Below are 19,302 nucleotides of genomic sequence, written 5' to 3' on the forward strand. Positions count from 1 at the left end.
TCAGCGTGATGGCTGGCTGAACTGAAAGCGGTAAGGCGTCCCATCCGCCCAGACTGTGACTTGCCAGTCGCGCCGTCCCTGCACACACACCGGCAAAATGGCCGAGCCCTGCCAGCCTGCTGTTTGCTGTTGCAGGGCAAAGCGGGCTGGCGGCATCTGCATGCCTTGCATATCGAACTGCACCGATAGCTGCTTTGCTTGTACGCCACTGACCGTGACGGCAAACCGCTGCAAGCCGGAGGCCGGCTGCAAGAAGCGCAATTGCAATGCCGAGCCAGTCTGAGTTGACCCACGGCACCCCTGCAGCGGGTCTGCACAACTCACCACGTGCCCCGTCAACTGGCTACGCTGCTTCAGCCAGCCCCAGGCCATGGCCCCCACCACCAGCAAGGTGAGCAGCAACCACCCTGCGCGAAACAGCAACCTCATCGCAGCAATCCGTGCACCCCGATGTGTCGGGCCGCCGCCAGCCCCTCAGGGAAGCGGTGCGTGCTGGCAAACAAGGGCAAGGGCGGGCCATCCACGCACCACGCCTGTATCTCCGCCAGGGTCACGCTGTCATCCGCCCACACATAGTCCAGGCCCAACCGGGCGGCATGCAGCAGCTGCTCGTGCGACTGGACCTGCGCTCCACACCAGCTCACCGCTGCAGGCCGGACCGTCTGCAGCATCAAATCGCTGGCCGACCAATGCTGCAAGGGCTGTGGCCCAAGTACACCACACACCTCGCCACGCTGGCTCTGCTGCGGCAGCTGTGATAGCAATACACACTCTGCCGCGGCACTGCCCACCTGCATCTGGTCCGGCAGTGCCAGCCAGCGCAGGATCGCGGCATTGGCCGGCAACACCGGCTCAACCGCATGATGCGCAGGTGACACCCAGGCCATTTGCTGGCCTTCGTGCGCCTGCGGCTCACCCTGCCATTGCTCCACCTGGAAGAAGTGCAGGCGCACCCGCGCATGGGTGTAATCAAAGTTCTGCGTCACCCACGGTAGCGCTTCCTGCATGGTAATGCCCAGCTCCTCATGCAGCTCACGCTGCAGGGCCTCCGCAGCAGACTCTCCAGCCTCGATCTTGCCACCGGGAAATTCCCAGTAACCCGCCATTGGTTTGCCTTCGGGACGGCTGGCCAACAGGAAGGTGCCATCCGGGCGTTTGATCACGCCCGCAGCAACGTGCACGAAGCGCTTGGTCATGGCTGCACCCCGCTTTGCCGACCGGCATAATCGCGGGCAAACTGCCACGCCACCCGCCCGCTACGCCCGCCACGAGACAGCGCCCACAGCAGCGCCTGCTGGCGTGCGGCATCATCCATCACGGCGCCAAAATGCTGCAACCAGTGTGCCGCTGCCGCCAGATACTCGTTCTGGTCAAACGGGTAAAACGACAGCCACAGACCAAAGCGCTCCGAGAGGGCAATCTTGTCTTCCACCGCCTCGGCGGGATGGATTTCCTCGCCCACCAGTTTGCTGCGTGCATTGTCCTCAAAATACTCGGGCACCAAATGGCGTCGGTTACTGGTAGCGTAAATCAGCACGTTCTCACCCGGTGCCGTCACCGTACCGTCCAGCGCCACCTTCAGCGCCTTGTAGCTGCCGTCGCCTTCGTCAAACGACAGGTCATCGCAGAACACGATAAAGCGCTCAGGCCGCCCGTAGAGTTGCTCGATCAGCTCCGGCAGATCCTGCAGCTCGCTCTTGTCCACCTCCACCAGCCGCAGCCCCTGATCAACAAAGGTGGTCAGCATGGCCTTGATCAGCGAGGACTTGCCGGTCCCCCGGCTGCCGGTCAGCAGTACATTGTTGGCAGGACGGCCCGCCACAAACTGGCGGGTGTTTTGCAGCATCTGCTGCTTCTGCGGCTCGATGCTGTGCAGATCATCCAGCGCAATGCGGTGCCAGTGCGGCACCGGCTGCAAATAGCCCCGCGCCCCCTGCCGCCGCCAGCGGTAGGCACTGGCCTGCCAGTCGTTGACGGGCAATGCCCCGCCCTCGAGGGCATCGGCAATGCGGGCCAGCTGCTGCAGCACCTGCTGCTGAATATCCAGGCTCATGCAGCTCAGCTCCGGTAATCCGCGTTAATCTTCACATAGTCATAGGAGAAATCGCAGGTCCAGACGGTGCTGCGTGCCGAACCCCGATTCAGCACCACCCGGATCAGGATTTCGGCCTCCTGCATCACCGCCTGACCGTCCTCTTCACGGTAGCTGCTGGCGCGGCCACCGTGCTCGGCCACCAGCACCTTGCCCAGATAAACTTGCAGCGCGCTGGTATCCAGATCCGCCAGACTGGCGCATTCGCGTGGTGCATAGCCAATCGCCGCCAGGATCCGCCCCAGATTGGGGTCGGAAGCAAAAAACGCCGTCTTGACCAGCGGTGACTTGGCGATGGCGTAGGCCACCGCCTTGCACTCCTCCAGCGAGCGCCCCCCTTCCACCGCCACCGTCATCAATTTGGTCGCGCCTTCGCCATCACGCACAATGGCCTTGGCCAGAAACTGCGCCACCTCACGCAGCGCCGTGTAGAGCTGCTCCAGCGCCAGGCCCGGCTGTGCAATCAGGGCATTGCCCGCCTGGCCCGTCGCCATCACGATGAAGGAGTCGTTGGTTGAGGTATCACCATCCACCGTGATGCAGTTGAAGGACTCATCGGCCAGTCGGCGCGTCATTTCCTGCAGCAAACCGGGGGCCACGGCCGCGTCGGTCGCCACATAACCCAGCATGGTCGCCATATTGGGGTGGATCATGCCCGCCCCCTTGGCGATACCGGTGATGGTGACGGTCTTGCCATCCAGCTGCAGCTGGCGCGACATCGCCTTGGGGGCGACATCAGTGGTCATGATGGCGTGCGCTGCCTCGTACCAGTTGCCCGGCTGCAAGCGGCTCACAGCCTGTGGCAGCCCGGCCAGCAGGCGGTCCATCGGCAAAGGCTCCAGAATCACCCCGGTCGAGAACGGCAGCACGGCCTGCGCCGGCACATCCAGCAGCTCGCCGACGCGCTGGCAGGTCGCCAGTGCATCCCGCAAGCCCATTTCGCCCGTACCGGCGTTGGCGCAGCCGGTGTTCACCACCAGCGCCCGCGCCGGGCGCTGCGCCAGATGGTCCTGACACACGGTGACGGGCGCGGCGCAGAAACGGTTACGGGTAAACACCCCGGCCACCGCCGTGCCTTCTGCCAGGCGCATGACCAGGACATCCTTACGGCCCGGTTTCTTGATCCCGGCTTCCGCCCAGCCCAGTTCAACACCGGGCACCGGCAGCAGGTCGGCAGGTTGCAAGGTCGGCAAGTTCACCGGCATGGTCAGCGCACTCCAGAAAGGGTTGAGTTCAGCACCACTGCATCCTGCAATGGCAAGATTAAGCTTCGGATTGTAAACGAAAATCCTGCTGCATCGCGGCCGTTGCCTGCAGGATTTTTCGGATCGGCTGCGGCAAGCCCAGTTGCAAGGCATCCGGCAGGGCAAACCAGCGCCCATCAAGTGGCGGAGGCGCGGCCTCCGGCCACGCGCTCAGACAGGGGCTGATCTGCAAGCGGAAGTGGGTAAACACGTGGGTAAAGGCAGGTAAATGCTGTAGCGGCACCGCGCCGGACAGCGCCGCAATCTCGCCATCCCCGGCATACTCCGGCAAACACCACAGCCCGCCCCACAACCCCTGCATGGGCCGCTGCTGCAGGCACACCTGATCACGCCACAGGCACACCCATAGCGCCACTGCACGCTCTGGCTGGGTCTTGCGTACCTTGGGACGGGGCAACTGCTGCTGCAGACCCTGCGCATGCGCGGCACAGCTGCTCTGCAATGGGCAATCGTCACAACGCGGCTGGCGGCGGATACAGCGCAAATTACCGAGGTCCATACAGGCCTGGGTGTAGGCCACCATCTCGGCATGGCTGGCATCTGCAGGCACCAGGGCCTGTGCCTGCTGCCACAGCTGCTCATGCACCGGTTTCTGGCTCAGGTCCGCATCCAGCGCCAGCCACCGCGCCAGCCAGCGTTTGACGTTGCCATCCAGAATGGCCACCGGCGCGCCCCAGCTGAAAGCCGCAATGGCGTGAGCGGTCGAGGGACCAACGCCGGGCAAGGCCTGCAGGCCTTCCGGCGTGCGCGGAAAGCCGCCCAGCGCCACCACCTGCTGCGCGGCGCGATGCAGGTTGCGAGCACGAGCGTAATAGCCCAAGCCGCTCCACAACGCCAGTACGGCATCCACGGGGGCCACAGCCAGCGCTTCCACATCCGGAAACGCCGCCAGAAAGCGCTCGTAATAGCCTATGACCGTTGCCACCTGTGTCTGCTGCAGCATGATTTCGGACAGCCACACCCGGTAAGGGTCTGCCGACTGCTGCCACGGCAAGCCGCGCCGTCCATGCTGACGTTGCCACGCTACCAGTTGCTGGAACACTGCCGACATACTGCACCCACCTCATTTCAGACCGCTGCGATGGTAGCACACCCTGTTGCGAGCACTTGTATAGACAATTTTTTTCTCCTATACTGCACGAACTTGTCTATACAGGATGCCATCATGACCGAACTGACCCTCCACCCCGGCCACCTGACCCTGGCGCAACTGCGACAGGTCGCCCGCAGCCGGACGACCCTCAAGCTGGCGGCGGACGCTGTTCCGGTCATTGAAGCCGGTGCGCAGGCGGTAGCCGCCATTGTCGCCAAAGGCGAGCCCGCTTACGGCATCAACACTGGTTTTGGTCGCCTGGCCAGTACCCATATTCCGAACGACCAGCTGGAACTGCTGCAGAAGAATCTGGTGCTGTCGCACGCCGTCGGCGTGGGTGAGCCGATGTCGGCCCCGGTGGTGCGCCTGCTGATGGTGATGAAACTGTCGTCGATGGCGCGCGGCCACTCCGGTGTGCGCCTGTGTGTGATTGATACCCTGATCCGCCTGTACAACGCCGACGTGCTGCCGCTGATCCCGGTCAAAGGCTCGGTGGGTGCGTCCGGCGACCTCGCCCCGCTGGCGCATATGGCTGCGGTCTTGCTGGGGGTGGGTGAGGTGTTTATTGAAGGCCGCCGCTGCAGCGCGGTGGAAGGCCTGCGTCACATCGGTTGTGAACCGATGACCCTGGCCGCCAAGGAAGGGCTGGCCCTGCTCAACGGTACCCAGGCTTCCACCGCGCTGGCCGTCAAACATCTGTTCGACATTGAAGACCTGTACCAGACCGCGCTGGTATCTGGCGCGCTGTCGGTAGACGCGGCGGCCGGTTCGGTCAAGCCGTTTGATCATCGTATCCACTCCCTGCGCGGCCACCAGGGGCAGATCGACGCTGCGGCAGCCTACCGCACGCTGCTGGATGGCTCCGACATCAACCTGTCGCACCGTGAATGCAGCAAGGTGCAAGACCCCTACTCCCTGCGCTGCCAGCCACAAGTGATGGGCGCCTGCCTGGACCAGATTCGCCACGCCGCCAGCATCCTGCTGACCGAAGCCAATGCGGTGTCCGACAACCCGCTGGTGTTCCCGGATACGCTGGAAGTGCTGTCTGGTGGCAATTTCCACGCCGAGCCGGTGGCGTTTGCGGCAGATAATCTGGCGCTGGCCGTGGCCGAAATTGGCGCGCTGTCCGAGCGCCGGATTGCGCTGTTGATCGACGCCACCCTGTCCGGCCTGCCGCCCTTCCTGGTCAAGGATGGCGGCGTGAACTCCGGCTTCATGATTGCACACGTCACCGCAGCGGCACTGGCCTCGGAAAACAAGACACTGGCCCACCCGGCTTCTGTCGACTCGCTGCCGACTTCCGCCAACCAGGAAGACCATGTGTCGATGGCGACTTTTGCCGCCCGCAAGCTGGGGGACATGGCTGAGAACACGGCCAACATCCTGGCCATTGAACTGCTGGCGGCGGCACAAGGAGTGGACATGCACGCACCGCACGTCACCAGCCCGCGTCTGCAAGTCGTGATGCAACAGGTACGCAGCCAGGTACCGCATTACGATATCGACCGCTACTTTGCGCCGGACATAGCGGTCACCCAGCAACAGGTCAGCGCGGCCGTATTTGCCGCGTACAGCCCGTTCCGCTTTGCTTCGCAGGGCTGACCATGAGCGTCCCGGCTTACCAGCAGATCAAGCAGTTCATCCTCGACCGCATCCATAGCGGCGCGTGGAAGGAAGGCGATCTGGTGCCCTCCGAGAACGAGCTGGCCCGCCAGTTCGCGGTGGCCCGCATGACGGTGAACCGGGCGCTGCGCGAATTGACCGCCGAGCAGGTGCTCACCCGCCTGCAAGGCGCAGGCACCTTCGTGGCGCAACCCAAGTACCAGTCCACGCTGGTGGAAATCCGCAGCATCGCGGAAGAAATCACCGCACGCGGTCACCGGCATGAAAGCGTGGTACTGCAGCTGGACGCGATGGTGGCAGACGATGCACTGGCGCTGGAGCTGCAAGTCAAGCCACGCTCACCGCTGTTTCACTCGCGCCTGCTGCATCTGGAGAATGGGCTGCCGATCCAGCTGGAAGAACGCTGGGTCAACCCGGCACTGGCACCGGAATACGCGGCCCAGGATTTCAGCCTCATCACCCCCAATGAGTATCTGGTGCGGGTGGCCCCGCTGCAGAAAGTAGAGTACCGCATTGAAGCCCGCAGTGCCGACGCGGCTTGCCGCAGCGCACTGAAGATGGACGCCCATGAACCTTGCCTGCTGCTGCACCGCCGCACCTTTTCACAAGGCCAGGTGGCCTCACTGGCCGACCTGTGGCACCCCGGCAGCCGTTATCAGTTTACCGGACACTTCTGAGCCGAACCCGAAAGGACCCTGACATGACCGACCCACGCCATGATCCCAGCCGCATCATCCAGGCCCCACGCGGCAACACCCTGCATTGCAAGAGCTGGCTGACCGAAGCCGCTTACCGCATGCTGCAGAATAATCTGGACCCGGAAGTGGCCGAGCATCCGCAATCGCTGGTGGTGTACGGTGGCATTGGTCGTGCCGCCCGCAACTGGGCCTGCTTTGACCAGATTCTGGCCTCGCTGCGTACGCTGGAAGACAATGAAACCCTGCTGATCCAGAGCGGCAAACCGGTCGGCGTGTTCCGCACCCATGCCGACGCACCGCGCGTGCTGCTGGCCAACTCCAATCTGGTACCGCACTGGGCCAACTGGGACCACTTCCACGAGCTGGACCGCAAGGGCCTGATGATGTACGGCCAGATGACGGCCGGCAGCTGGATCTACATCGGCAGCCAGGGCATCGTGCAAGGCACCTATGAAACCTTTTACTCGGTCGCCAACCAGCACTTTGACGGCAACCCGCGCGGACGCTGGATTCTGACCGGCGGCCTGGGCGGCATGGGCGGCGCACAGCCGCTGGCCGCCACCATGGCCGGTTTCTCCATGCTGGCAGTGGAATGCGACGAATCACGTATCGACTTCCGCCTTAAGACCCGCTATCTGGACCGCAAGGCCACCACGCTGGACGAAGCGCTCGCCATTATCGACGAAGCCCGCCGCAACGGTCAGGCGCTGTCAGTTGGCCTGCTGGGCAACGCCGCCGACGTGTTCACCGAGCTGGTGGCGCGCGGCATTACCCCGGACTGCGTCACCGACCAGACCTCAGCGCATGACCCGATCAATGGCTACCTGCCGCAGGGCTGGACCATGGCGCAGTGGAAAGCCGCCCGCAACGATAATCCGCAAAGCATCGTGCAACCGGCCAAGCAGTCGATGGCGGTGCAGGTCCGCGCCATGCTCACCTTGCAAGAACGCGGCGCGGCCACCCTCGACTATGGCAACAACATCCGCCAGATGGCGCTGGAAATGGGCGTGGACAACGCCTTCGACTTCCCTGGCTTTGTACCCGCCTATATCCGCCCACTGTTCTGCGAGGGCAAGGGCCCGTTCCGCTGGGTGGCGCTGTCCGGTGATCCGGAAGACATCTACAAGACCGATGCCAAGGTCAAGGAACTGATCCCGGATGACCCGCACCTGCACAACTGGCTGGACATGGCCCGTGAACGCATTGCCTTCCAGGGGCTCCCTGCACGTATCTGCTGGGTCGGCGTCAAGGATCGTTACCGCCTCGGGCAAGCCTTCAACCAGATGGTCAAGAGCGGTGAGCTGAAAGCACCGATCGTGATCGGGCGCGACCACCTCGACACCGGCTCGGTGGCCAGCCCCAACCGGGAAACCGAGGCCATGATGGATGGCTCGGATGCGGTGTCTGACTGGCCGCTGCTGAACGCCCTGCTGAATACGGCAGGTGGCGCCACCTGGGTGTCGCTGCACCACGGCGGCGGTGTCGGCATGGGCTTCTCGCAGCACTCCGGCGTGGTGATCGTCTGCGATGGCAGCGATGCCGCGCACGAGCGGCTGGGTCGGGTGCTGTTCAATGATCCGGCCACTGGCGTGATGCGACATGCCGATGCCGGTTACCCGCTGGCACAACAAACCGCACGCGAAGCGGGCTTGAAGCTGCCGATGCTGGGCAACGCGGGCTGACGTGCTGTACTGGCAAACCATTCCATACCACCGCCTCACGCCCACCCCGTGGAAGAACGGGGGCGGGCTGACGCGGGAAATCGCCCGCTTTCCGGCCAACAGCAGTCTGGACGACTTCGAGTGGCGCATCAGCAGCGCCGAAGTTGCGGCCAGCGGGCCGTTCTCCCGCTTTCCTGGGGTGGACCGCCACTTGCTGTTGCTGGATGGGCAACTCCAGCTGCAGGAGGAAGCGGGAACGGTGCTGATGCTGTCGCCGGATCATCCTGCCCATGCTTTTGCCGGGGAGGCCAGCATCACCGCCACCTTGCCCGGCGGCCCGGTGCGCGATTTCAACCTGATGCTGCGGCGTGGACGCTGGCACGGCACCCTCACCAGTGAGCAGCAAACCGGCGCGCTGGTGGTCACGGGTACGGTACTGCTGCACGCCACCGAAGCACCTTGCATTGTGACCCTGCCGCGCACCCATCAACCCATGCCGGGAACCGAGCCACCCAGTCAGACCCAGACCGTGCTGCTGCACCCAGGGGACAGCTTGCTGTGCTGGAGCCGCAATGACACGCCAACCCTGCAGCTGCACCCGGCTGGGCGATTGATCATCGCCCAGCTTCATCGATGTGGAGATCACGATGTCGAATGACAGCTTCCTGCTGCGCCATGTCCATCTGGCCACCTTTGTACCGGAGCTAGCCGACTACGGCCTGCTGCCAGATGCCGCCCTGTGGGTGCAGGATGGCCACATCGCCTGGCTGGGCGCCGAGCAGGACCTGCCCGCTGGATTGCCCGATTGCCCGGAACAGGATGGTCAGGGTGCCTGGCTGACGCCGGGCCTGATCGACTGCCATACCCACCTGGTGTATGGCGGCAATCGTGCTCACGAGTTCGAGCTGCGCCTGCAGGGGGCCCGCTACGAAGAGATTGCACGCGCCGGTGGCGGCATCCGCTCTACCGTGCAGCACACCCGTGCAGCCGATGAGGCCACGCTGCTGCAATCCGCATTGCGGCGGTTGGATGATCTGCTGGCGGAAGGTGTCACCACCGTCGAGATCAAGTCGGGCTACGGATTATCACGCGATGACGAGGCGCGCATGCTGCGAGTCGCCGGACAACTGGCGCAGGCTCGGGCAGTATCGGTTCAGCGCACCTGCCTGGCGGCCCACGCGCTGCCCCCCGAGTTTGCGGGGGATGCCGACGGCTATATCGACGCCATCTGTCAGTGGCTTCCGCAGTGGCACGCCGAAGGACTGGTAGACGCTGTGGACGCCTTTTGTGAAAACATTGGCTTCAGTCCGGCACAGACCGAGCGCCTGTTTCAATGCGCTCAGCAACTGGGTTTGCCGGTCAAACTGCATGCCGAGCAGTTGTCAAATCAGGGTGGCGCGGCGCTGGTCGCCCGCTATCACGGCCTCTCGGCGGATCATCTGGAGTGGCTGAGTGCCAGCGGCATTGAGGCCATGGCGCAGCAGGGCACGGTCGCCGTACTGTTGCCGGGCGCTTTCTATTACCTGCGCGAGACGCGGCTGCCCCCGATTGACGCGCTACGTGCCGCCGGGGTGCCGATGGCCGTTGCCACCGATTGCAATCCGGGCACCTCACCGATGACCTCGCTGCTACTGGCTTTGAACATGGCCTGCACCCTGTTCCGCCTGACACCTGCTGAGGCACTGGCGGGCGCCACCCGTGAGGCCGCGCGTGCACTCGGTCTGCTGCACGATCGGGGCACGCTGGAGGTGGGCAAGCGGGCAGACCTGGCACTCTGGGCCATCCATCACCCGCGCGAACTGGTCTATACCTTGGGCGCCAGACCTCTGTTGCAACGCTGGGTGGCCGGACAGGCCAGTTAAAAAGGAATCTTCATGTTTCAGCATACCGATTTCAAACTATGGCAAGGCCGGGTGGATGACGAAGAAGGGGAGCGCGCACTACGCTGGCACCAGCAAGTGCAGGCACTGCAGGCCGGGGCTGCGCCCGGCTTCGCCCTGCTCGGCTTTGCCTGTGATGCCGGCGTCGCGCGCAACCAGGGCCGCACCGGCGCCAAAGCCGGGCCGGACCTGATCCGCAAGGCACTGGCCAATCTGGCCTGGCACCACCCGCAGCCGGTCTATGATGGCGGTAGCGTGGTATGTGAAGGCGACGCGCTGGAAGCGTCGCAAGCACTGCTGGGCACGCATGTCGCCACGGCCATGGCGGCCCGGCACACCCCTATCGTGCTGGGCGGCGGCCATGAGATCGCCTGGGGCAGCTGGCAAGGGCTGGCGGCACATGCAGCAAGCCTGGCACAGCCTCCGCGCATTGGCATCCTCAACTTCGATGCCCATTTTGACTTGCGGCAAGCGGCGCGCGCCAGCTCCGGCACCCCGTTCCGCCAGATCGCGGAAGACTGCCAGGCACGCGGCTGGCCCTTCCATTACGCCTGCCTGGGGGTGGCCGAAACCGCCAACACCCAGGCGCTGTTTGCCCGCGCTGAATCATTGGGTGTCTGGTGGCGGACCGACCAGCAGATGCTGGCCAGCCAGCTGCCCGCCATTCGTGCACAGCTGGAAGCATTTCTGACCGAGGTCGACTGGTTATACCTGAGCATTGATCTGGACGTGCTGCCCGCAGCGGTGGCGCCCGGCGTTTCGGCACCCGCTGCGCACGGGGTGGAGCTACCGGTGATCGAGGCCCTGCTGGATGACATCCTGCGCAGCGGCAAGCTGAAGCTGGCCGATCTGGCCGAATTCAATCCGCAGCATGATCAGGATCACCGCACCGCCAAAGTGGCAGCCCGTCTGGTCTGGCTGCTGGCACGCGGGGTTTGAAGGTGATCTGCGGTCGGTACTCCGTAGCCAAAGGGAATTGACAGAATGCGGCGAACAAGCGACATTCCCCCCTTCCTTTCAGCGGTACGCAACCATGTTTGACCTGCGAGAACTCCCCAGCCATGACACCATGCTGCGCTTTGCCCGCAGCTATCCGGACCTGGACATCAGTGCGCTGGAAAGCTGGCTGACCTTGCTGCGTACCGCCAGCGATGAGGTCCACGCGTTTGAGACCTTTCTGTCACAGTATGGTGTGTCGCCCACCAAGTTTTTCGTACTGCTGCTGCTCAAGCGGCACCCGGACGGGCTGACCCCCTCCCGCCTGGCGCAGGGGGTGGATGTGTCGCCGCCGACCATGACCGGTATCGTCGAACGCCTGGCCCGTGACGGGCTGGTGGCCCGGCTGGATACCCCGGTCGATCGTCGCAGCGCACTGGTTTGCCTCACCCAGGCCGGCAGTGACCTGATGGACACCCTGCTGCCACCGCACTACGCGCGGATTGCCCGCCTGTTCACCCGTCTCAACGAGGAAGAGCGCATGCAGTTGCGCCAGCTGCTGGCCAAGCTGCGTCCACCCGTTTCAGACTCCGAGTAAGCCGGCAAGCGGCGCTACCCGATTGACATGTCGCACGCGTTTGATCAAGCGTGCGCTCAATGTGCCCGTTCCTATTCTCAAGCCTTTTTGATTGCATTAGACTTGCCCCGGAAAGCCAACATCGGGACCAACACCGGTGAAGCAACCGACTGATCACCCTTCGGGTGTGCGTCAGGCATAACAAAGACATAGAGTGAGGATACACACGATGCGCTTGCGACATCTTGTCAGCTTGCTGGCTGCCTGCAGCCTGACTGCCACCGGCGTTTCAGCCGCCCCTGCCGCCGCCCCCGCTGGCAAACCCGACATCATTGTAGGTCAAGTCGTCGATCTGACCGGCTCGGACGGTCACAGTGGCAATGAGTATGTGATCGGTGCCAAAGCCTACTTCGATGAGGTCAACGCCAATGGCGGTGTGTTTGGTCGTCAGATCAAGCAAGTGGTGATCGACAGCAAAGGCAGCGCACCCAAGGCTTTCCAGGCTACCCAGCAACTGATCGACACCGACAAGGCCGATGTCCTGTTTGGTTATACCGGGACCGCTGCCGTGTCGCTGGTGGTGCGCAGCAAGCTGCTGCAGAAAAACAATATCGCCCTGGTTGCCCCGCTGACCGGTGCCGATGCACTGCGCGCCACAACAAGCGATGTGGCCATGCCGGACTCGGAAGGCTTTGTGCCCCAGCTGTTTCACCTGCGTGCCAGTTACAGCCAGGAAGCCCGCAAACTGGTGAAGCAGGCCATCAACCTGGGTATGAAGAAAATCGCAGTATTCTATGCCGACGATGCCTTCGGTAAGGGCGGGCTGAAGGCGGTGGAGGCCGAACTGGCCAAGCGCAACATGACACTGGTTGCCAAGAGTGCTTATGACCCGCGCAAGCTGGATGTCAGCGAGCCGGTGCTGATGCTCTCCCGGGCGCAGCCGCAGGCGGTGATCATGGTGTCGGAAACCCTGGCCACGGCAAACTTCGTCAAACAGTTCCGCGGCAAGATGACCGGTACCCAATTGATGGGCCTGTCGGTGGTGAACCCCAAGGTGCTGATCCGTGAGGCCGGCATCGAGAACGTACAAGGCATTGGTCTTACTGTGGTAGTACCCAATCCCTACAACCCGGTCACCATCATTGCGCGTGAGCACAAAGAGATGGTGACGCCGTATCAGAACCAGGCCGAACTCTCCTACAACACCATGGAAGGCTATCTGGCAGCCAAGCTGCTGGTGGAAGGCCTCAACCGGGCCGGGGCTCAAATGAACCGGGAGAAAATCCAGCGCGCACTGGAGTCCATGGGCAGCGTGAGCCTGGGGGGGTACGAGATCAACTACTCGCCCACCGACCACCGTGGTTCCAGCTATGTGGACATGGCAGTGGTCAACAAAGATGGCAAGCTACTGAACTGATCACGCGGCCAGATTCCCCTCTCCTCCCTTAAGCCGCCCCAGCCGGGCGGCGGAGTACTCATATGCGTAAACTCATTACCCTGGCCATCCTGACCGGCAGCCTGTGCTCGCCGGTATGGGCGGACGACATCCTCATCGGCCAGGTGGCCGACATGACCGGCCCGGAAGGGGCCTGGAGTACCGACTTCACCAATGGCGCCAAAGCCGCCTTTGACCAGATCAACGCGCAAGGTGGCATCAACGGCCGCAAGCTCCGCCTGGTCACGATCGACACCAAGGGTCAACCTGGCAAAGGCGTGACCGCCACCGAGCAACTGATCGAGAAAGACAAAGTGCAGGTCTTGTTCGGCTTTACCGGCTCTGCGCAGATTGAGCAGATCGCCCGACGCAAGGTCTTGCAGAAAAATGGCGTGTCCCTGTTTGCGCCCTTGTCGGGCTCGGACATGATCCGTGGCATTGCCAATGGCAGCGGAGACAGCCGCGATGTCTATGTCCCGGAGATGTTTCACATTCGTGCCAGCTATAGCCAGGAAGCCCGCAAGCTGGTGAAACAGGCGATCAATCTGGGCATGACCCGGATTGCCGTGTTCTATGCCAACGACAGCTTTGGCACGCGAGGTCTGGAGGCGATTGAGGCCGAGGTGGGACGCAAGAAGCTCGCGCTGGCCGCCAAAGGTAATTATGACCCCAACAAGAATGAGGTCACCGAGGCCGTCAACCAGATCAGCCAGGCACAACCGCAAACCGTGATCATGGTGGCAGATGAAGCCAATACTGCGCGTTTTGTGAAGGCCATGCGTGCACGCATGCCCGGCTTGCAGCTGCTGGGGCTCTCCCTCATCAGCCCGCAGCAGCTGATCCGTGATGCTGGCCTGGAAGCCGCGCAAGGCGTTGGGCTCTCGCAGGTGGTGCCCTCGCCCTTCAACAGCACCACACCGGTGGCCCGCGCTTATCGTGATGCCGTGGCCCGAAATGGCAGCAAGGAAATCACCTACGCCGGTCTGGAAGGGTATCTGGGCGCACGCAGCCTGATTGAAGTCCTGCAGAAAGCCGGTGCACAGTGGAGCCCCGACAAGCTGAGCAAGATTGCCGAGTCCATGGGTAGCATGGACCTGGGCGGCTACACCATTGAATACAGCACGGGTGACCATCGCGGCTCCAGCGCCGTAGACATCGCTGTCATCAGCAAGGATGGCAGGGTATTGAATTAAACGGTACAACGGCCACCATGCAAAAGGCCCACCATACGGTGGGCCTTTTGCATGGCAGGGTGCCGCTTATTTACCCAGCAGTCCCTTGAGCTTGTCTTTCAGCTTAGCCTTCTCGGCATCTTCTTTCTGTTTCAGCTTGGCTTTCTCGTCTGCCAGCTGCTGTTTGACCTTGTCCTGCTCAGCCTGCAATTGCGCTTTGGCTTTCTCTTCCGCCGCCTTGGTATCAATCTTCAGCTTGTTTTCCAGTAACTGCTTGGCCAGCGCGCCGTAATCCACGGTAAACGTGGGCGCAGCAAAGGTGCCGCCAATTTTCACCGGCACGGTGACACCGCCCAGTGCACCCGCATCCTTTTTGTACTCCACCCCGGCCAGCAGCCCGTAGTCTATGGTCTGGGCGGGCAGATTGAAGTGGCCTTTGCCGCTACCCTTGAGCAAGGGGCCGACCATGCTGAGGTCGTCGTTTTGGGCAACACCATTGTGAATATTGAAACTGGCGGACAGATCAGAAAACTCGGTCTTGGCGTTGGACTTGGCTTCCGGCTTGGCCTTTTCCCGCAGCTGGTTGATGGAAGACTGAGCCTTCTGCACTGTATCGACAATGCTGATACCCTTGATGGCCCCATTCTGCACCCGCACCTTGCTGTTGCCATTCAGACTGGCCAGCCACTGTGGCACAGTGCGACCACTCATGCTGAGGGTACCGGACAGGTTGCCGGTGCCGGTGACTTTATCCTCGCCACTGACGGTTTTCATCAGGGTGCCGACGGACACCCCGCTGAACTGATGTGTCAACGACAGCACAGGTTGCGCCCCAAAGCGTGCCGATGCACTACCTTGCAGCTGGCCTTCCAGCAGCTGGGCCGAGAACGGGTCCAGCCGCCAGTTGCCGGGTTTGGCGTCAAAGTGCAGCTTGAGGTCATTCACCACCCACGGTGCCTTGCTCAAACGACCGATGCGAATGTCTGCCACACCACTCAACTTATGGAATAACGGAGAATCCGGCAGGATCACGCCACCACCTTGCGAGGGCGTCGCCGGACCCGGCTTCGACGGTGGCAGATAGCGGTTCAGATCCAGCGCATCCAGCGAAGCGTCCAGCTTGAAGGCCGGGATGCCACTGAAGCCCTGCAGCGAAGCCGCAAGCTTCAAGGTCGACGCATCCAGAACGCCATTGAGCTGCGTATCCAGTTGCTGGGTCGCCAGATTAGTCTGCAACTGACCCGCCAGCTTCCAGCTCAGCGCGGGCGCACCGGGCAAGACAGCCTTGCCCTGGGTGGACAGGCCTGTCAAACGCAGCAGCTCGGGCTTCAAGTTCGGGGTTTGCTTCAGTATCACTTGCAGCGCAGCATCCAGCCGCATTTCCAGCCCGTTGCCACCCATTTGGCCATGGGTTGTCAGCGCCACCTGTTTGGCCTCAATCTGCTGCAGGCTGCCCGACAGGCCCGAGATGCTGCCTTGGAGCACCATATTGTCCTTGCCTTGGGCAAAGTTGGCTTTCAGCTGAATGGTCTGCCCGCTGACTGCCGCTTTGGTTGCTTTCAGGCTAGGGGCCTGCACCGAAGCACTCAGCTTTCGCCCGGCGCCTTCTTGTGCAAACTGCATGTCCAGTTTATCCACCAGCAATTCCGCCGGGGTGACCCGCAGTTTGGGTGCCCGCACGGCAGCGCTGAGCTGCTGTCCTTGCCCTTGCTGCTTCAGCTCGGCATCCAGCTGGTCCACCAGCAGTTCGGTCGGGGTGGCCTGCAGCTTGGGCAGCTTGAGTGCCACGTGGCGCGTCAGTCCGCCTGCGGACTGATCCAGCAACACCTCCAGCTGATTGGCGGCCAGTTGTTGCGCCTCATAGTGCGCATCTCCCGTCACCTTGAGCGCCAAACCCTTTTGCTGCTGGGCGCTGCCATTAAAGGTCAGCAGCAAGCCTTTTGCATCCAGCGCTTTGGTCGAGGCTTGCATGGCGAGCGCCCCACTCAGGCCCAGCTTACCCTCCACCAGCGCGGTGGGGGCCTCCAGCGTTCCGGCGCTCAGCTGGGTGTCCAGCTTGAGCTGCGCCCCTTTCTCCGGGTCTATATCGGTCGCTTCCAGATTCAGGCCCTGCACACGAGCCGTCTGCTTGCTCACCGCATCCTGCCAGTCCAGCTGCGCCTGGGTCAGCGTCAGCCTGGCCATTTGCAGCGAGAACTTGCGCTCTTCCCCGGCGGGCTTGGGTTTTGGTTGCATCAGGTCGTCGATGTTAAGCTTGCCTTGCTCATCCCGGCGCAGATGCAGCTGCAGGCCATCCACCGTCACCGCATCCACCTCCACCCGCCGATCCAGCAAGGGCATCAGGCGCACCCCGGCACGCAACTCGGTGAGCCGTGCAAACTCGTCCGGCTTCTGGTATTCCGACAGCGACACATCATGCAGCTTGAGGCCAATGTTCGGAAAAATCACCAGCTCGATCTTGCCGCCGATCTTCAGCTCACGCTGCGTCTGGTCGCGCACGGCCGTGACGATACGATCCTTGTAGTCATTCGGATCAAAGGTAGCAAACAGGATGCCGATGCCCACCGCCAGCAGCACCAGCAAAATCCCGAACCCGATTGCAATCCGCTTTACCCAGCGCATGCCCATTTACCCTCACACTCAAATACCGACAGCCCGTGCTGCCCCATGCCAACAGTCTAACGGAAGACGGGTCTACTGACTGCAAAACTTCGTCACGTCTCAGTGCAGTTGCTCCCTAGCAGACAATAAAAAACCCACAGCCAGGCTGTGGGTTTTTCGAGGCCGCCAAGTCTCAACCCAGCAAGCCCTCTTCCTTCATGGCCGCCTGCACCGCAGGCATCGCAGCAGCGCGCTGCAGGAAGGCGCTCAAGTTTGCAAACTGCTGGGTATCCATATTCACATAGCGTGCCCAGCCGCTCACCACAAACAGATAGGCATCGGCCGCCGTAAACGTATCGCCGGTCAGCCAGGTCTTGCCCGCCAGCTGCTGATCCACCCATGCAAACTTCTTCAGCAGGGTGGCATGGTGGTAAGCCTTGGTGGCCTCATCCGCCGCTGGGTTGAACATTGGGCTGAAGCCCTTGTGCAACTCGGAGGTAATGTAGTTCTGCCACTCCATCACCCGGTAGCGCGCCATGCTGCCCGCCGCAGGCATCAGCGACACCTCACCCGCCCGATCTGCCAGATACTGCACGATGATTGGCCCTTCGGTCAGCACACTGCCATCATCCAGCTGCAATGCCGGTACACTGCCCTTGGGGTTGATCTGGAAAAAATCTCCACCATCCGGCGTCTTGTACTTGCTCACCTTCACCAGCTCAACATCCTGATTGGTGGCCTTGATGATGATATGCGGCACCAGCGAGCAGGCACCGGGGGCGAAATACAGTTTCATGGCAATGACTCCTTGCAACGGGATGAAGGGCTACCATAGCAGGCGGGGATGATCGTCGCAATCGGCGGATTGACACGCCATGCACTTTTCGAGGGGCTAATAAAAGCGCCATGCTCGCCCTCAGTGTTGCTCAACCTTTACCAGCAGATCAACACGCTTCGAAGGATAAGCCTGCATTCAAATGCTCAACTATTCGCTGTGCCAGATACCGATAAACACTTTCGGGCTTGGTATCCGTGGCAAGGTATTGAATGTGGGTTACCGCATGAGCGCCACCTAGCCTTTCATTGGCCTCCGCCACACCATCAAGGACAGCAGAAATGATGTCGCACTCATTTAGCGCCTCATGCTCTCCGGTACCTACAGACAAGCTCTCACAGAGTAAGTTGGCTTGCGGCCCCTCTGCAAGTTGTAGCAACAGCAAATTATGTGCGGCCCCTGTGATTCTCACCACTCCAATGTAATCGCTTACTCGGATGAATCGCACATCTTCTCCCCGTATAGCCTCAGCATTCCATGCAAAAAGCCTTATAGCAAAAGGCCAACCGCTTCCGGTTGGCCTTTTGGACAGGTATGCGCTGTCAGAATTCGCGTTGGAGCGGGCGATGGGAATCGAACCCACGGCACAAGCTTGGGAAGCTTGGGTATTACCATTATACGACGCCCGCGAAGGAGGGGTATTGTACGACAGGCAGTCCGTTATGCACAAGGGACGAACAGAGCCATTGACAGCATCGCATATAAATTCTATAAAGCGCTTGCTTGGTTGACGCGAGGTGGTGGCATGAATCCCCTGTTCCGCAAGCTTGCCCTATATGTTGCTGCCCGCCCGCGGCTGGCGGCACGCGTCATGAAGCTGGGCTTTAACTGGTTTCCGGCCATCCGCCGTACCGGTGGGCGCATCACCCACGTCTCGCCCGATGTCCGGCATGTCCGGGTCACCTTGCCCCTGAATTGGCGCACCCGCAACATCAATGGCACCCTGTTTGGCGGCAGCATGTTTGCCATCACCGACCCGATCTACATGAGCCTGCTCTATTTCAATCTGGGCAATGACTATGTGGTGTGGGACAAGGAAGGCAGCATCCGCTTCAAGCGCCCTGGCAAACGCACCCTGTACGCCGACTTCCGGCTGGACGATGCCGAACTGGCTGCGGTGCGAGAGGCATTGACACAAAAGCCGGAGATTGACCGCCACTATCGTGTACCACTGGTGGACGCGGAAGGGCAGGTCTACGCGGAAATTGAGCGGGTGCTGTACATCGCACACCGCCATGTCTATGAATCCAAACTGGCGGCGCGACGGGCGGAACCGAATGCAGCTGGCTAACGGTTGCCCTCAAGGAATCTGGTGCCGGGTATGCATTCCGCTCCCCCGGCCCGGAGCGGTGCGGCGTCTGGCGCCGGTTACACGGGCGCAACATTAGCAGGCAAGCATGACAGGTTCATGACACGGATCAGTGCGATCCCCAC

17 protein-coding genes and 1 tRNA gene are annotated in these 19,302 nt (G+C 62.1%); 10 read left to right on the forward strand and 8 right to left on the reverse strand.

Annotated features, from left to right (window positions below):
• Genes HF682_RS17215 through mutY form a run of 5 tightly spaced genes read right to left on the reverse strand, consistent with a single transcriptional unit; the run spans nucleotide 1 to nucleotide 4,408 of the window.
• Nucleotides 1-429, reverse strand: coding sequence for a hypothetical protein (locus tag HF682_RS17215; RefSeq protein ID WP_168878576.1), 429 nt, complete (start codon nucleotides 427-429; stop codon nucleotides 1-3).
• Nucleotides 426-1,196 carry an 8-oxo-dGTP diphosphatase MutT gene (gene mutT / locus HF682_RS17220; RefSeq protein ID WP_168878577.1) on the reverse strand — a complete coding sequence of 257 codons (771 nt, stop codon included), beginning with the start codon at nucleotides 1,194-1,196 and terminating at the stop codon, nucleotides 426-428. Before mutT ends, HF682_RS17215 begins: the two co-directional genes overlap by 4 nt.
• Nucleotides 1,193-2,053, reverse strand: coding sequence for an ATP-binding protein (locus HF682_RS17225; RefSeq protein ID WP_168878578.1), 861 nt, complete (start codon nucleotides 2,051-2,053; stop codon nucleotides 1,193-1,195). The genes mutT and HF682_RS17225 overlap by 4 nt, the downstream gene beginning before the upstream one ends.
• A gap of 5 nt (nucleotides 2,054-2,058) precedes the next feature.
• Nucleotides 2,059-3,297: a bifunctional glutamate N-acetyltransferase/amino-acid acetyltransferase ArgJ gene (gene argJ / locus HF682_RS17230; protein ID WP_168878579.1), complete on the reverse strand. Its 1,239-nt coding sequence runs from the start codon at nucleotides 3,295-3,297 to the stop codon at nucleotides 2,059-2,061.
• 58 nt (nucleotides 3,298-3,355) lie between these two features.
• Complete coding sequence (gene mutY, locus HF682_RS17235; protein ID WP_168878580.1) at nucleotides 3,356-4,408, reverse strand: A/G-specific adenine glycosylase; 1,053 nt, start codon at nucleotides 4,406-4,408, stop codon at nucleotides 3,356-3,358.
• Nucleotides 4,409-4,522: 114 nt separating this feature from the next.
• Between mutY and hutH the strand changes: the two genes are divergently transcribed.
• The 9 genes from hutH (at nucleotide 4,523) to HF682_RS17280 (ending at nucleotide 14,453) form a co-directional block, all read left to right on the forward strand.
• On the forward strand, nucleotides 4,523-6,052 hold the full coding sequence (gene hutH / locus HF682_RS17240; RefSeq protein ID WP_168878581.1) for a histidine ammonia-lyase: 1,530 nt from the start codon (nucleotides 4,523-4,525) through the stop codon (nucleotides 6,050-6,052).
• A 2-nt stretch (nucleotides 6,053-6,054) separates the two neighbouring features.
• Entirely contained in the window at nucleotides 6,055-6,750 is a 696-nt protein-coding gene (hutC, locus tag HF682_RS17245) for a histidine utilization transcriptional repressor HutC (protein WP_168878582.1), read from the forward strand.
• A gap of 23 nt (nucleotides 6,751-6,773) precedes the next feature.
• On the forward strand, nucleotides 6,774-8,453 hold the full coding sequence (gene hutU / locus HF682_RS17250) for a urocanate hydratase (protein WP_168878583.1): 1,680 nt from the start codon (nucleotides 6,774-6,776) through the stop codon (nucleotides 8,451-8,453).
• A gap of 1 nt (nucleotide 8,454) precedes the next feature.
• Entirely contained in the window at nucleotides 8,455-9,090 is a 636-nt protein-coding gene (locus HF682_RS17255) for a HutD/Ves family protein (RefSeq protein WP_168878584.1), read from the forward strand.
• On the forward strand, nucleotides 9,080-10,294 hold the full coding sequence (hutI, locus tag HF682_RS17260; protein WP_168878585.1) for an imidazolonepropionase: 1,215 nt from the start codon (nucleotides 9,080-9,082) through the stop codon (nucleotides 10,292-10,294). The genes HF682_RS17255 and hutI overlap by 11 nt, the downstream gene beginning before the upstream one ends.
• Nucleotides 10,295-10,306: 12 nt before the next feature.
• Nucleotides 10,307-11,251: a formimidoylglutamase gene (gene hutG, locus HF682_RS17265; RefSeq protein WP_168878586.1), complete on the forward strand. Its 945-nt coding sequence runs from the start codon at nucleotides 10,307-10,309 to the stop codon at nucleotides 11,249-11,251.
• A 94-nt stretch (nucleotides 11,252-11,345) separates the two neighbouring features.
• The gene (locus tag HF682_RS17270; protein ID WP_168878587.1) at nucleotides 11,346-11,846 is read left to right on the forward strand and encodes a MarR family winged helix-turn-helix transcriptional regulator; all 501 of its coding nucleotides are present in this window, start codon (nucleotides 11,346-11,348) and stop codon (nucleotides 11,844-11,846) included.
• A gap of 208 nt (nucleotides 11,847-12,054) precedes the next feature.
• Nucleotides 12,055-13,242: an ABC transporter substrate-binding protein gene (locus HF682_RS17275; RefSeq protein ID WP_168878588.1), complete on the forward strand. Its 1,188-nt coding sequence runs from the start codon at nucleotides 12,055-12,057 to the stop codon at nucleotides 13,240-13,242.
• Nucleotides 13,243-13,304: 62 nt separating this feature from the next.
• Nucleotides 13,305-14,453 (forward strand): ABC transporter substrate-binding protein, encoded by a 1,149-nt coding sequence (locus HF682_RS17280; RefSeq protein WP_168878589.1) that lies wholly within the window; start codon nucleotides 13,305-13,307, stop codon nucleotides 14,451-14,453.
• 66 nt (nucleotides 14,454-14,519) lie between these two features.
• Here HF682_RS17280 and HF682_RS17285 read toward each other — a convergent pair whose 3' ends face one another.
• The 3 genes from HF682_RS17285 to HF682_RS17295 all read right to left on the reverse strand — a co-directional run bounded on the left by HF682_RS17285 (nucleotide 14,520) and on the right by HF682_RS17295 (nucleotide 18,497).
• Nucleotides 14,520-17,054 carry an AsmA family protein gene (locus HF682_RS17285; protein ID WP_168878590.1) on the reverse strand — a complete coding sequence of 845 codons (2,535 nt, stop codon included), beginning with the start codon at nucleotides 17,052-17,054 and terminating at the stop codon, nucleotides 14,520-14,522.
• A 172-nt stretch (nucleotides 17,055-17,226) separates the two neighbouring features.
• Complete coding sequence (gene gstA / locus HF682_RS17290) at nucleotides 17,227-17,829, reverse strand: glutathione transferase GstA (protein ID WP_168878591.1); 603 nt, start codon at nucleotides 17,827-17,829, stop codon at nucleotides 17,227-17,229.
• A 594-nt stretch (nucleotides 17,830-18,423) separates the two neighbouring features.
• Nucleotides 18,424-18,497, reverse strand: a tRNA-Gly gene (locus HF682_RS17295).
• 116 nt (nucleotides 18,498-18,613) lie between these two features.
• Here HF682_RS17295 and HF682_RS17300 point away from each other — a divergent pair.
• Nucleotides 18,614-19,159, forward strand: coding sequence for a DUF4442 domain-containing protein (locus HF682_RS17300; RefSeq protein WP_168878592.1), 546 nt, complete (start codon nucleotides 18,614-18,616; stop codon nucleotides 19,157-19,159).
• Nucleotides 19,160-19,302 lie beyond the last annotated feature (143 nt).

Source organism: Leeia aquatica (genome assembly GCF_012641365.1).
Lineage (GTDB): Bacteria > Pseudomonadota > Gammaproteobacteria > Burkholderiales > Leeiaceae > Leeia > Leeia aquatica.

What these genes read in the sequence shown, in the direction of transcription:
- hutU (WP_168878583.1), top strand. Translation starts at nt 6,774, where the DNA reads ATGACCGACCCACGCCATGATCCCAGCCGCATCATCCAGGCCCCACGC.
- hutG (WP_168878586.1), top strand. Translation starts at nt 10,307, where the DNA reads ATGTTTCAGCATACCGATTTCAAACTATGGCAAGGCCGGGTGGATGAC.
- hutI (WP_168878585.1), top strand. Translation starts at nt 9,080, where the DNA reads ATGTCGAATGACAGCTTCCTGCTGCGCCATGTCCATCTGGCCACCTTT.
- HF682_RS17285 (WP_168878590.1), bottom strand. Translation starts at nt 17,054, where the DNA reads ATGCGCTGGGTAAAGCGGATTGCAATCGGGTTCGGGATTTTGCTGGTG.
- HF682_RS17280 (WP_168878589.1), top strand. Translation starts at nt 13,305, where the DNA reads ATGCGTAAACTCATTACCCTGGCCATCCTGACCGGCAGCCTGTGCTCG.
- hutC (WP_168878582.1), top strand. Translation starts at nt 6,055, where the DNA reads ATGAGCGTCCCGGCTTACCAGCAGATCAAGCAGTTCATCCTCGACCGC.
- mutT (WP_168878577.1), bottom strand. Translation starts at nt 1,196, where the DNA reads ATGACCAAGCGCTTCGTGCACGTTGCTGCGGGCGTGATCAAACGCCCG.
- hutH (WP_168878581.1), top strand. Translation starts at nt 4,523, where the DNA reads ATGACCGAACTGACCCTCCACCCCGGCCACCTGACCCTGGCGCAACTG.
- HF682_RS17275 (WP_168878588.1), top strand. Translation starts at nt 12,055, where the DNA reads ATGCGCTTGCGACATCTTGTCAGCTTGCTGGCTGCCTGCAGCCTGACT.
- argJ (WP_168878579.1), bottom strand. Translation starts at nt 3,297, where the DNA reads ATGCCGGTGAACTTGCCGACCTTGCAACCTGCCGACCTGCTGCCGGTG.
- HF682_RS17300 (WP_168878592.1), top strand. Translation starts at nt 18,614, where the DNA reads ATGAATCCCCTGTTCCGCAAGCTTGCCCTATATGTTGCTGCCCGCCCG.
- gstA (WP_168878591.1), bottom strand. Translation starts at nt 17,829, where the DNA reads ATGAAACTGTATTTCGCCCCCGGTGCCTGCTCGCTGGTGCCGCATATC.
- mutY (WP_168878580.1), bottom strand. Translation starts at nt 4,408, where the DNA reads ATGTCGGCAGTGTTCCAGCAACTGGTAGCGTGGCAACGTCAGCATGGA.
- HF682_RS17225 (WP_168878578.1), bottom strand. Translation starts at nt 2,053, where the DNA reads ATGAGCCTGGATATTCAGCAGCAGGTGCTGCAGCAGCTGGCCCGCATT.
- HF682_RS17215 (WP_168878576.1), bottom strand. Translation starts at nt 429, where the DNA reads ATGAGGTTGCTGTTTCGCGCAGGGTGGTTGCTGCTCACCTTGCTGGTG.
- HF682_RS17270 (WP_168878587.1), top strand. Translation starts at nt 11,346, where the DNA reads ATGTTTGACCTGCGAGAACTCCCCAGCCATGACACCATGCTGCGCTTT.